The 13,114-nt window shown below is 57.9% G+C and carries 10 protein-coding genes and 1 pseudogene; 2 read left to right on the top strand and 9 right to left on the bottom strand.

From position 1 onward, the window contains the following. The first annotated feature begins 931 nt into the window (after positions 1-931). Positions 932-1,924, top strand: coding sequence for a D-alanine--D-alanine ligase family protein (locus ACVINW_RS18775; RefSeq protein ID WP_456752676.1), 993 nt, complete (start codon positions 932-934; stop codon positions 1,922-1,924). A 101-nt stretch (positions 1,925-2,025) separates the two neighbouring features. After that, a complete protein-coding gene (locus tag ACVINW_RS18770) occupies positions 2,026-2,895 on the top strand; it encodes a MurR/RpiR family transcriptional regulator (protein WP_456752675.1) in 870 nt (289 codons plus the stop codon). Between the two features lie 826 nt (positions 2,896-3,721). On the opposite strand, the pseudogene ACVINW_RS18765 reads toward ACVINW_RS18770, so the two are convergent. From ACVINW_RS18765 to tnpA, 9 genes and pseudogenes are all read right to left on the bottom strand, one after another. Beyond that, positions 3,722-4,159, bottom strand: a pseudogene (locus ACVINW_RS18765) (transposase domain-containing protein); the annotation flags it as partial. Between the two features lie 47 nt (positions 4,160-4,206). Next, complete coding sequence (tnpB, locus tag ACVINW_RS18760; RefSeq protein WP_456752674.1) at positions 4,207-4,578, bottom strand: IS66 family insertion sequence element accessory protein TnpB; 372 nt, start codon at positions 4,576-4,578, stop codon at positions 4,207-4,209. Between the two features lie 176 nt (positions 4,579-4,754). Further along, entirely contained in the window at positions 4,755-4,916 is a 162-nt protein-coding gene (locus ACVINW_RS18755; protein ID WP_456752673.1) for a transposase, read from the bottom strand. A 535-nt stretch (positions 4,917-5,451) separates the two neighbouring features. Next, entirely contained in the window at positions 5,452-6,504 is a 1,053-nt protein-coding gene (locus ACVINW_RS18750) for a KamA family radical SAM protein (protein ID WP_456752672.1), read from the bottom strand. Between the two features lie 331 nt (positions 6,505-6,835). Beyond that, on the bottom strand, positions 6,836-8,038 hold the full coding sequence (gene pimC / locus ACVINW_RS18745; RefSeq protein ID WP_456752671.1) for a pimeloyl-CoA dehydrogenase large subunit: 1,203 nt from the start codon (positions 8,036-8,038) through the stop codon (positions 6,836-6,838). A gap of 449 nt (positions 8,039-8,487) precedes the next feature. Then, positions 8,488-8,775: a DUF3892 domain-containing protein gene (locus ACVINW_RS18740; RefSeq protein WP_456752670.1), complete on the bottom strand. Its 288-nt coding sequence runs from the start codon at positions 8,773-8,775 to the stop codon at positions 8,488-8,490. Between the two features lie 782 nt (positions 8,776-9,557). Then, positions 9,558-11,138 carry an IS66 family transposase gene (gene tnpC, locus ACVINW_RS18735; protein WP_456756436.1) on the bottom strand — a complete coding sequence of 527 codons (1,581 nt, stop codon included), beginning with the start codon at positions 11,136-11,138 and terminating at the stop codon, positions 9,558-9,560. Positions 11,139-11,214: 76 nt separating this feature from the next. Beyond that, positions 11,215-11,562, bottom strand: coding sequence for an IS66 family insertion sequence element accessory protein TnpB (gene tnpB, locus ACVINW_RS18730; protein ID WP_050382259.1), 348 nt, complete (start codon positions 11,560-11,562; stop codon positions 11,215-11,217). Further along, positions 11,559-11,954: an IS66-like element accessory protein TnpA gene (gene tnpA, locus ACVINW_RS18725; protein ID WP_253589780.1), complete on the bottom strand. Its 396-nt coding sequence runs from the start codon at positions 11,952-11,954 to the stop codon at positions 11,559-11,561. The genes tnpB (ACVINW_RS18730) and tnpA overlap by 4 nt, the downstream gene beginning before the upstream one ends. Positions 11,955-13,114 lie beyond the last annotated feature (1,160 nt).

Below are 13,114 nucleotides of genomic sequence, written 5' to 3'. Positions count from 1 at the left end.
ACATTTGGTGGGATCGAGTACCCGGCGATCCGACAGTCCAAACGACATTTTTCGAAGATGGGATAGTCACAAGGTTGCTGGCGCGCTGTGCATAACTGCCGCGTCGTTGGGCATAGCGGCACATTTTTATGGAATGGATTCCATCCGGGATCATGCCCGCCAATGCGCTTTTTAGTGCCCTTACCCATAGATCTCAGATGTTGCTGCAATCGGCGGGCTTCCGGATGGTCGCTCTAGATATGCGGGTTTCACCCGCTCAAATATGTCGAACGAGCTTACCGAGGCGCAGGCCACTGAGCCAAACGTCAAAAGCGCCTGCCAACCTGGATGTCTCGTCGCCCAGACGAACGGGCTGTTGAGGCAGTTGCCTGATGCGCAGTTCATGCTTGAAGCGCTTCCTACGTGAAGCGTCTTGCGCGCGTGATGTCGCCGGCGACATTCTTCTAGAAGACCATGATTCACATTGTTAGCTCGTTTGCTCTCCTTGGTGCCCGCGAGCGTGGTCAACAGCAGTTCTTTTGAACTTGTGCAACTGCTTCATTGTGAAGCACAGCTAATCGCCACTGGCGCCGCCATCCTTCAACCTTTTGTCGTGTTTCGCCTTGTGCGGTTCAAGCGCCCATGTAGGAAGCGCGACAAGCCTGAGTTGCAGAAATGCCCCGACGTGGAAGGGAACGAATCGCTTGTCCTGCTTCAGCTGGTCTTCGCTACATGGCACACCGATTGCTAGAACAAGGTGAACTTGTTCAGTATCGAAGGAAGCCGACTTGCAACCTCCTTACGTGATGTTCGCAGGAAGCGTGGTCGATGCGCTGGGTCCGCGGGCTTACAGATTGGTCAGCTACGAACGCATACAGCCAGATTAACTGCTCCACTCAATCCCGGCTAGAGAGAATGGGTGGGAAGCGAGCAAACATTCAAGGAGAAGTGCATGCGAGTAGCAGTTGTGTGGAACGAGCCTAAGATCGATCCATCTCGTCAGCTCAGTTTGGAAGAGTACCGCGCAACAATCAGAAGCGTGGTGGAGGCACTGCATGAGAGCGGCCATGAAACGTTGCTGTGTGAGGGCGACCGAGGATTGCCCACCACGCTTGAGCGGTTCATGCCCGCTGGTCCACAAGCGCGTCCCTCAGGAATGGTATTCAACAGGGCGTACGGAAGTAAGGGCCAATGGCGCTCCAGCCAGGTTCCGAGCATGCTTGAAATGGCAGGCATTCCGTACACTGGGGCGAGTCCGCTCGGGGCGGCACTAGAGCTCGATAAGGTCATAACAAAGAAGCTCATTCGTGCTGACGGGGTGCCGACGCCAAACTTCTGTGTAATGACCCGCGGTACCGAAAGCGCCGGCGACCTGAGATTCCCGCTGATAGCGAAGCCACGCTACGAGTCCGACAGTTTGGGGTTAAAGATTGTACATGAGCCCAGCCGACTGAGGCAAGCCGTAGAAGAGATCGTCACGGATTATTCGCAGGATGCAATCGTGGAAGAATACATCGATGGGCGAGAAATCAGCGTCGCTCTACTAGGAAACGAAGAGATTGAGGTGTTGCCTCCGGTGGAGCATGACTTCGGTGACCGCGAAACACGTCTCATTACCTGGGAAGACAAGCATCATAAGACGGTGGGCGGGCCGGAGAAGGTGTGCCCGGCGCAAATTGAGGGTAAGCTTGCAACGATGCTGCGAGACATTTCGATTGCGAGCTTCCGCGCCTGCCTTGGCCAGGACTACGGTCGTGTTGACCTCAGGATCGACCGTTCCGGGCAACCTTTTGTCCTTGAAATCAATTTCAGTCCATCACTCAACATCATGCATTCTTACGTCCGAGCTGCGACGGCCGCCGGTTACAGCTTTCCGAGCTTGGTCAATCGTATCCTCGATCTCGCCCATACGCGGTATTTCGGAATTGGTATATCCGGGGGCTGAATACGCGTTCAATTGTGGACTGCCCCCGGTACTGTCTTCATTGTAGATTCAAGCTATGCGCATGCTCCCGTTACCGCCTTGACTCAACCGCGAAAATTGCAATGAAATCGCCCATCACAGGCGTTATCGAGGATAACTATGAGCGAATGCCTCGACAGATGAGGGTCGTCGCGCGGTGGCTACTCGATCACCCGACGGAGGTCGCGTTGTTGTCCATGAGAGAGCAGGCCCGCCGCGCCGGCGTATCGCCGGCGACCCTGACAAGGCTTGCACAGCGCCTCGGCTTCGATGGTTTCGATCGATTGAAGGATAAATTTGCGGAAACCATTAGAGAAAGTTGCGCTCGGCGCGCAGGACAGCTGTCGGCACGGGAGCCTGACGGCGATGCCGCTCTCATTTGTGATACGATCAATGCCTTCCATGGCCACTTGAACGACCTCGCCAACCCATCCACCATTGCGGCGCTGGCAGCCGCCGCCGAACTCATTGAAAAGGCGCAAAGCGTCTTTTGTCTCGGTTTCCGCTTAAGCTTTCCTGTGGCTTATCTGCTGCATTGTGTTGGTTCAATGCTCGGCTCGTCAACGGTACTGATCGAGGGACTGGGTAAAACGCCCAATGAAGCGCTGCGATCTATCGGGCCAAAAGACGTTTTACTGACGGTTGCAGTGTGCCCATACGCGCCCTATACGGTGCGGGCTGTCGAGTTCGCGGTGTCACGCGGTGCAACGCTAGTCGCTCTGACGGACAGCGAAATATCGCCAATCGGCAAGCTTGCCGCAGTCGCAATTCCAGTGCGGACCGAAGCGCGTTTATTTTGTCACATGATGACCCCCTCCTTCGCTGCGGCCGAGTGCCTCTTGAACCTGATCGCGGCCAAGCGCGGCAGTCGCGCGCTCGAAGCATTGGAGGCTAATGAAGCACACCTCGCGGCATTCGATACTCATGTAAGATCGTGTCGCCGCGAGCCGTGATGGAGAGAGGAGAGCTTCTGATGTAAAGCGCTAAGTTCAGCGGCCGACGACGGTATATCTAGGCGTTCGAGACTTCATACGGTGTGCAGGCAGGGCGGTATCGCGGGATGGTGGAGCGACTGAATCATCAGCGTCAGTTGGAATTGCCTCTAACCTGACCTTTAGGATGATCGCAATCACGTCGGGTCGACTAATCTGGCTTGCGTTAAATTGATCTCGCCACGGTCGCACGTTGTCACGCTCGCCAATTTCAGTGCTCTGAGTTCTCGACCACGGTTTTGCTTCGCAGCACAAAGCTGTGTCCCAAGCGGCGGCTCGGCGAACAGGGCCGCATGCCGGCGCTGGCTTCGCCGAGAGACACAATGGATAAGTGCCGGCCCTCTCTGGCTGCGGACCGTTGAATGGAACTGCTCGGTCAAGCTGTGTCTTCAGAGATATCATACGCCGGCTTTGATCTAGCCGACTTAGCATTCTGCTCTGGTGACATCGCGCCTCGAGGTTATAAGCGACGACCGATCTTTCGAAGACTTGTGGCCACCGCTGGACCGAGGTGGGCTGTTCACCACCTAGCGCGGTGTAAGCGAGTTAAGGTCCCGTTCGTGCGTGATAACCGTCATCTTCATTTAACCTCCATGCTAGCACATTGCAAGGAGGCGAATGCCTAGGCAACTTCGCCTATGACCCTATCATCCTCGAAGCGACTACGGCAGCTCAACCTATCTAGCTTAGCGCAATTCTTGGGTTGTGGGGTGCGGCCCCAGTCTCCGCCATCCACGATCACACGGAACTTCGCCGGCACAACATCCAGGCGCTCCGACACGTTCTAGCCGATCAACGCTTTTGCTTGCCCGCATGCTTAGCCAGCTCTTCCGGCTCAATGACAGTTTCGAACCGTTCCAGATGGGGCAAAGCCCTTGCGCTGGCGCGGCGCACGCTTGCCTTCCGTTTGCTAACGGCGCTTGCTGACCTGGGTCTTGATCGCTGCGACGCCGGTCTCGATCTCCTTGACGACAAAGGTCTGCTGTTCATCGCCGCCGTTCGCCGAGCCGAGCTTTTCCGATCGTCGGCCGAACCGGGCGCGGTCGAAGGCCTTCAGGATCTGCGCTCAGCCGCTCGATGCGCGTATCGGCATCGGCATTGCGGGCCTTGAGATCGGCGACTTCGTTCTCCAGAGCAGCGGCGTGGGCCGCTCTCTCGGCCATGGCAAGTACCATGGCCTTCAGCGTCTCTAGTCATTCGGGAGGCTGAGATCGGGCGGCGTCATTGGGCCTACCAGGGCACATTTTGTCCCTGTTCTCTTGCCCTTTCAGCTCATTGATTCACTTCGCCGCAGTGCTTTACCCAACACTTTCCGGCGGCTTGACCCCCATGGTTCGGACCCGCTTCCGGTCCATCCCATCCGCCAGTGCCATCAACTGCGCGGGATTCCATCTGCACCCAATCATGCCCGATTCGCGGCCAGCAGAACTTCGCCCTCTTGGGACGCATTAAATAAAGGCACACGCCGGAGCCATCCCACCATACGATCTTGATTCCGTCGGCACTTTTGGCCCGGAAGACATATAGCGCACCGTCGAACGGATCTGAGCCTGCATCGCGCACAAGCGCAACAAGGCCGTCGATCCCCTTGCGGAAGTCGACTGGATGCCCGGCCTGGAACACCTTCACGCCGGAGAGGATCATGCGGAACGGAGCGCCTGGTTCACTCGCTGCAGCTGCGCCTCGTCGACGTCCGCACCGGCGCGCATGATCACCTCGCCAATGGCAATTTCGATCACTGCGCCTGACACAGACACCACGACACTCCCGTAACTCGAGTGCCGCGAGCGACAATGCCGCTCGGCCTGAGCATCGCGATGCTAGGCAAACACCTGCGACGGGTGAATCCCGAACCGCCGGGCGATCGCCGAGACGCTCGCGCCAGGCTCCAGCGCCTCCATTTGGGCCTTAAACTCGTCCGACCAGCGTCGGCGAAGCTGCCGCGGCGCTCCCTCAAGACGGTCGGCGACCGCTTCGATCATATGGAAGGTTCTAGTTCCAGAACTAGACGCAGACATAGAAGGTCACATCGGCTCACAAACTCAGCAGCCGTTAGCCGATTGCTCCCCCCCTGCGCCAGACGGGGTCTCTTGGCCGCTTACTTTCTTTCCAACCAGCTTACGATTGCGCGACCGCATATCGACCGGTCTCTCGATGACATTCCGACAAGCGGTTCTACAGGGCACTCCGTTGACTGAAAGACAGGCGGGCGCATGAGATATTGAGGCCTGATCGCGCATTCAGGCAGGTTGCGTAGCTTGCTGCCAAGATTCGGCAAGCACCAAGGCGCGCTCGCTTTCTCATCCGCAACCCGCTATTCGCCCCACGCGTTCGCGAACAAGCATCACCCAGAGGCAACTGGACAAATGTATGGAATCAGTTGAGAGAGATATGTAGTTAGGGTAACGTAATGCTCCTAGCTGCCGGAAGTGCCCATAACAGCCATGTCGGCGATTACAATGCTGGCTAGCTACCCGCCTAATGCAGACGCTTGGTGATGCGTCGTGTCTTTAGATTTCACCCTTCGGGCAAATCATCCAACCAGCAGGCACCATCGACGTACCCGCGGGAAAAGATCTTTCCGATCTCTTCGAGGCTCTTATTTTGATGATAACGCATATACACGCGTCCGTCGGCTCCTATATCGAGGATCTCTATCTTTCCTGAGTAGTGGGACATAATGTATTTGAATGTCTTTTGAATGCCGCTGAGGCGTTGGTTGGCGCCACGTACAATTTCTATTCCGCGACTCAGTGGAACCTGAAAATGCGATGCCCCTTTCACCGGCCTGCCCTGAAACAAATAATAGGGGCGGACACCCATCTGGTGGCACTTGGCGAATGTCTCCGCTAGAATCTCGGGATCATCGTTGACCTTCGCAAGAAGGACGGACTGGTTGAGGAACTGCACGCCTTGGGTAGATAACAGGTGAATGTTGCGCTCCGCATCGAGCGAAATTTCGCCTACGTGATCGAAATGTGTCACGATCACTCCGACCTTGCCTGCGTCTCGGATCCGTTGGAACAAGGCCGGTAGAGCGGGATCCTCAAACCGACTGGGCTGGAACGCCACCATCTTGGTGCCGAATCGAATTGATTCCAAATGCGGGATCGGTAGCAGGTGATCAAGAACTTTGCCGAGCCTCACGGTGCTGAGCACGAACGGGTCGCCTCCCGAGAGCAGCACATTAGTCATTTCCGGATGAGCGCCAACATATTCTGCAATCCGGGCGAAATTAGGTGCGATTTCATCGGAATTTTTACCAACGAGGCGTTTACGAAAGCAAAAGCGGCAATATGAAGCGCAGCGGTCTGTGACGAGCAACAACCCAGTCTGAGCGTACTTGTGCTGAAGCCCGGGCAAAACCGTATTGTCATGCTCGCCGCTCGTATCGAGACTGCCAATACTCTCGAACTCCTCTAATGTGGGCTCCACAATGTACTTCAACTGCTCATAGTAAGCACTGTTGGCGATCTGTTCACGATAGAAGTCCGTGACATGATGGCGTGTCATGCTGGTGGCTTGGAGGTCACTCTCGGTAACGAGGCGCTCCCCCTCGATGAACTTCACGACCACCGTGTGCGGTCGTGGGACCCCGCCATTGATCGGGATAGTTCGCGAACATTCCATATGAATTCCTCGTATGACGATAGGGCTGCCGGTATGGCTAGCACGAGCCCCTTGGCTCGTCCCAGCAAACGTCGTGCCACTAGGTGGGCATGAGGCCTCAAGAGGAAACAGACTCTTCTCGCTTGATGGCCCGCCGCATATGCAACGAAGGCGGCTGCCAGATTCCGGCTTTCAGGAGATTCCCAAGGCGGATTTGATCTTCCAGAAGAGCATCGATCAAAGCGGTACCCATCGAGCATCAGCCGCTCGATGCGCACTGAGCAGGTATCGTTCAGAGACCAAGGACCGCCTTGGCGATGATGTTCTTCTGGATCTCATCAGATCCGCCATAGATAGACACTTTGCGCAGATTGAAATAAGCGGGTGCGATCGCCGCCGTCCAGTCAGGTCCGATCGGCGGTTCGTCGGATCCTCCCAAATCTTCATCCGACTGATAAGGCAATACATAGGGGCCAGCTACTTCCATCAGAAGCTCCGAGGTCGCCTGCTGGATTCCCGCGCCTTCGATCTTGAGGACCGAGCTCGCCGGGTCCTGTGTTCCCTTCTGTCGCTTCGATTCGTTTGCAAGCACGCGAAGCTGCGTAATCTCGAGTGCCTTCAGTCGAATCTCGAGTGCGGCAACCTTTTCACGGAATTCGGCCTGGTCGATCAGCCGCTTGTTACCAGAACGAATGGATGAGGCGAGATCCTTGATACGCCGGATGCGCTCCTTGGAAACGCCGACGCAGGCGATGTGGAAGCGCTCGTTGCCAAGGAGGAATTTGGCATAGTCCCAGCCGCGGTTCTCTTCGCCGACGAGATTTTCGGCCGGCACCCGCACGTCATCGAAGAAGACCTCGTTCACTTCGTAGCTGCCGTCAATCATCTGGATAGGCCGTACGCTGATACCGGGCGACTTCATGTCGACCAGGAGGAATGAAATCCCTCGCTGCTTCTTCGCCTCCGGATCAGTCCTCACCAGGCAGAATATCCAGTCCGCCCATTGTGCCTGCGTCGTCCAGGTCTTCTGCCCGTTGACCACGTAATATTCGCCGTCCCGTACAGCCCGTGTCCTGAGCGAGGCGAGATCAGAGCCCGAACCAGGCTCCGAGAAGCCCTGGCACCACCAGTCCTCAAGTGTGACGATGCGCGGTAGAAAACGCCTCTTCTGGACATCGGTACCGAACGTATAGATGACAGGGCCCACCATATTCACGCCAAAGGCGAGTGGTGCAGGCGCCGGCGCCTGGCTCATCTCCTCGGTAAAAATGTACTGCCTCATAGGATTCCAGCCGGTGCCGCCATGTTCAACTGGCCAGTTGGGCACAGCCCAGCCCTTATCGGCCAGGATCCGCGTCCAGCGAACCATTTCATCCTTGTTCGGCTGGACCCCAACGACAAGCTTTTCGCGGATATCGGCGGGAACTGCAGCCCGGAAGAATGTTCTGACCTCGTCGCGGAAGGCGAGTTCGTCGGCAGTAAAACTCAGATCCATCGTTGCTACCATTCCAGAAGATGTCGAACAGACCACCCGCGGCAAGCGGCGCCATAGATTGTCACCACCGAGTACTTGCAGCGTGCTTGCCTTCGAAGAGAATATATGGCGGACGTCGCCGACGGAAATCGTGCCATCATGACAAGCTGGGCGCGATAGAGGCCGCTCCGGGCGCGAAGTGTCGACGCCCCCCCCCCAAGGGAATAGACGCGCGAGCCATATCGATCGCCGCGAGTCCACCCCAAACCAGGCACCGCTGCACCCTCACTGAACCATCCTGAAGACAACGGACCGCTGACCTCAGGCCACATTCCGAACAGCTGGAGCCACCATCTTTTGACTTTCGACATAGCGTGCCTGGTTTCGCGAACCGCCTCTTCGAGCCGGCACTCGCAGGGATCTCGCCCGCCTGACGATTTAATGATCGCCAACCAGAGGGACCTCTATCCTCAGCTGCACTCCTTCAGCGCAAGCAAATTATCCTTCCAAACGCCATCAGAGTACGTTTGTAGGAACTTGTTACCGGCGGCGCTGGTCCGCACACCAACTTCAGCTCTCGTGCCTCCCTCGGCAGTATGGAAAGAGTGAGTTCGTTGCTCGATCAGGCGCACGACGTTGAATACGGTATCCTTCCAACGCCCGGTCCCGTCCGGGTTGGGTCCACCCACGTGTGTGATGTGCTCGTGGGGACTCCGGCGATCAGGCTTATTGACGCAATCGATTCTGTAGTCTGCCATACTGCTACACCTTTCATAAGATTTGGTGACCCGTCCGAAGCTCCGGGTCGTTAACTCAAGGAAGGAGCCGGCTAGGTCCCAGATCAGAATACGACTAACTAGCCGGGCTTCGGCCCATGTTCGATATCAACGCAGCCGGGATGTGCTCCCAATTCGATCGGCTGGCCGCCTGAATGGCCGCCGGAAGGCCTCTATTGACGGAAGCCCGTGCCTCGATTGATCCGCAGAACTTTGATCAGCTGCAGCCCGACCGGGGAGATGACGCAGGGCTGGGCCCTCGCTGCAAGGCGCACCGACCGGAGCGAACCTGTGCAAATGATGCGGTTGCTGTACAGGGAAGATCGAAGACGACGTTGCTGAGGTAAATTCAGGCTGACAACGAACCAGCCTCGATGACTGGAAAGGCGAAACTGATTGGAGCAAAACGTGGTACCTTACTGTCTCCCCGCGAACTCTTGCGAGAGTTGCCGATTCCATACTGCCCTGTCTTCGAAGTCGGCCGACAAAGCTGCTGCATGAGCAGTAGTCACGCTGAGCGAACGATTAAAGGAGCTTGTCTGTACGAATCGTACTCCCTACCCATTTTCTTGTTCTTTGGCTTTCTTCGGGACGCGGCAGGACAGCTCTTCTTCCAGTGCGCCGCCGCCCGCTGCGTCGCCCGCATAGACCACTATATTGGTCCAAGTCCTCCGGCCGCACCGAATTCTATTTGGAAGCAGGAGGCCGGGGTCGTACGCATCCGGCCAGCACCCCGGGCAGTCGCGCCGGTCTGCCGCGGCGCCTCAGGCAGCAGCCGCTTTGGACTGTTGGGTCGCCTTCCAATTCCACGGGAGCAGGTCGGCGACTCTGTTGACAGGGTGATCTGGAAGCCTGGCCAACACGTCAGCGAGCCAGGCTTGCGGATCAACGTCGTTCATCTTGCAGGTTTCGATCAGGGTATAGACAGCGGCGGCACGATTGCCGCCAGCATCTGAACCGGCGAAGGTCCAATTTCGTCTTCCGACAGCCACACCGCGTAACGCTCGTTCGGCAGCGTTGTTCGAGAGGCAGATGCGGCCGTCGTCCAGGAAGCGGGTGAACGCGGCCCAGCGGTTGAGCAGGTAGTTGATCGCCTTTGCAGTATCGTTGCCTGATGAGAGCAACGTTCTCTGCTGGCGCATCCAGATTTCGAGATCGGCGACGATCGACCTCGACTTATCACGACGTACCGCAAGTCGCTGTTCCGGCGTTTTGCCGTTGATGGTCCGCTCGATCTCGAACAGGATATCGATGCGTCGCACGGCCTCGCTGGCAATCGGCGCCTCTCCAGATTTCGCCAGCTCGAAGAACTTTCTGCGGCCGTAGCTCCAACAGGCCGCTTCAAGGATCGGAGCCGGCTTCCTTTGGGCCTTGTAGAGCTGGTTATATCCATCAAAGGCATCGGCCTGCATCAGGCCCACGTAGCCGGCAAGATGGTTTTGCGGATGCTCTCCAGCCCGGTTGCGTGAGTAGTAGAACAGGGCCGCAGGCGGATCCGAGCCGCCAAACGGCCGGTCATCGCGAACATAGGTCCAGATCCGACCGGTCACCGTCTTAAGCTTGGCCAGTACCGGCACCGTCGTATCGTCGGCGTGGATGCGTTCCGCGCTCATGACGTGGATCCGGATGGCCTCAATAATGGGATCGAGTGCTACCACGCAGGCGCCGACCCGATCCGCCAGGGTCGAGACGTCGATCTCGATCCCTTCGCGAGCATAGGTCTTGCTCTGTCGGTTCAACGGCTGATGCAGCAGGAACTTGTTGACCAGAACCATCGCCAGCAGGCTCGGCCCGGCAAAGCCTCGCGGGATCGGATGGGAGGGCGCCGGAGCCTCTGTGATCGCTTCGCAATCTCGGCAGGAGAACTTTTCGCGGACATGCTCGATAATCTTCCAGCGCCGCGGCTCGCATTCCAGGGTCTTCGAGACCACCTCGCCGAGCTTGTGCAGTCGCTCGCTGCCGCACTTACCGCATACGCAAGGCGCGGGTTCGACGACACGTTCGATGGGCAGATTGTCCGGCAGCGGACGTCGCGGCGGCCGCGGATCTTGCGCGCGCTTCTCCTTAGCGGCCCCTGGCGCGGCGATCTCCGCCTTGGTTTCCTGCTCGGCCTGGGTCTCTTCAAGATCCTCGATGGCGAGTTCGAGCTGCTCGACCAGCAGCTTGCCGCGCTCAGAAGATTGCCCGTACTGTTCGCGCCGTGCCTTGGCCAGCATCAGCTTCAGCCGCTCGATTTCCAGCCGGCCGACCGTCACCTCGCTCTTCGCCAGCGTCAGCTGCTCGCGTTGCGCAAGGATCATCGCGTGCGCAGCGGCAAGATCGGCGGGAAGCGGATCGGAGGGCATCGTCACGATGACCAACCAACCATATTCGGCGCAAAAAATCCCGCTGGATTCCTGCCGTGAGTCAAAGAGCCACAGCTTAACCAGAAGCCTGCGGACGCCAAGTTGCCTGCGGCATTCGCCAGTCGATGCCGGACAGGAGATAAGAGAGCTGCGCAACGCTGATCGTCACAACGCCGTCCGCCATTGACGGCCACAAAAAGCGGCCGCGCTCCAGCCGCTTCGTGAACAGACATGCGCCCTGGCCATCATGCCAAATGATCTTGATCAGGTCGCCGCGGCGGCCCCTAAAAACGTAAAGATCGCCAGCGTGTGGATCCCGCTTCAAGCTCTCCTGAACCAGACGCGCAAGGCTCGGGAAGCCTCGGCGCATATCGGTATGGCCGGTCGCAAGCCACACCCGTACATTACCCGGTATGGCGATCATCGGCGCTCAAGCACCTCGAGGACCCGCGCCAGTGCCTCCGGGTCGACGTGCGCATCCACCCGGATGCGTCGCCGGTTGCCAAGATCAATCTCGATCAATCCAGTACGCGCGGACGCTACGGAGCGCACCCGACCGTCACCCGCAGGCAAAAGCTTCGCAGTTTCCTCCACCTCCGTAGCGACGACCTGCACCGGCGCAAAAGATGGTACGACCTGCTCTGATGTCCGTGCTTGTCGACGCCAGGTAAACACCAGGCTCGCCGCGACTCCGTTGCGGCGCGCAACCTCAGTCACCTTCGCGCCCGGCACCAACGTCTCCTCGACAATCCGTGCCTTGTCGTCCTGCGACCAGCGCCGCCGCCGCTCCAGCCCGCCCAAAACCTCGACCCGCATCGCCTGATGACCTTAAAGCTAGACTTAAGGCTACACGCTTCGCGAATTACCTCGCGTCACGCAAGACGGCGCCCGTCGGATGCGTACCCGGGGTCCGCTGACTTCGACTATCCAATGACCCCAACAAAAAGCGGCCCCAGGTAGGGGAAGCCCTGGGTACAGCTCGCCCGGGATCGCCGATCAGCGATTACATTTCCCGCCGACCGCGTGGCTGCACCTATCCAAGGTACCGCCTGCCCGTTTAGTCCGAGACGCGCTCAACTTCGCTCTTCTCTTCGCGCGCTGTCATCTAGACAGCCCATCGCCCTCCGGCTCTTTCCGACCGCAATATAGATCTGCAGGGTTCATGATCATGACGTCGCACACGCCGTTTCCACCGTCCAGCGCACGATTATCTATCCAGCGGCCCGCATCGAAAATGCCGTCCCCCCGTTATATGCAAGATGATGACCGGCCCTGACACCTCCAACGCATCAGGGCGTCCCGTGACAGCCCATCTCCCCGTGCGTCCTGTTCGCTGGTACAACCTCGCAAGATCAAATTGGGCGGAGCAGCGCAAGGCCCCTTGAGAGATTGCAGCTGTTTGTTGTGCAAAAGATCATGCAATCCAGCATGCTGTAGAACTGCGAGTTCATTCTCCTTGCCAACGGCTGTACTCTAGTGCCCCTCGCCAATTTTAGTCGGTGAGCGATCCTGCTATACTCCGGTGTTGGCCGCTTTGCTGGAGACCCGCATAACTGTGGTATGCTCCTGACAATTGACCTGTGACAGGTTGATTTCTCTTTGAGCCGCGGAGGCACGATTCATTGCATGAGGGTGCGAGCGATCAAAATGCGTTCCTAGCGGCCCATCGTTCCTCCGCGTGGATGAGGTGACGCCGACCTACGCGAGGTGATTGCGGGGCAGTCCACGTGTACGGAGAATGGATTCCTTGGACCCAATTGCGTAGGGTTGGACGCCCCTCGTGATCCATTATGATAATGGATAAACCAGCAGTCCTGATAGCCAATCTGTGTTCAGTTTGAGAAGCCGGTTGGCCCTGGCACCGTCTGACAACGGCAGAGCATTGCGCCAACCAGACCTTCGCATCCAGGCGTCGATCTTTAACATCTTTCAAGATGCTATCTCCCTGGTCGGGAGTCTCGCGACCGTCCGCGCCC

The sequence above is a fragment of the Bradyrhizobium sp. USDA 4461 genome (genome assembly GCF_054055655.1).
This window is presented reverse-complemented; position numbering and strand designations above follow the sequence as displayed.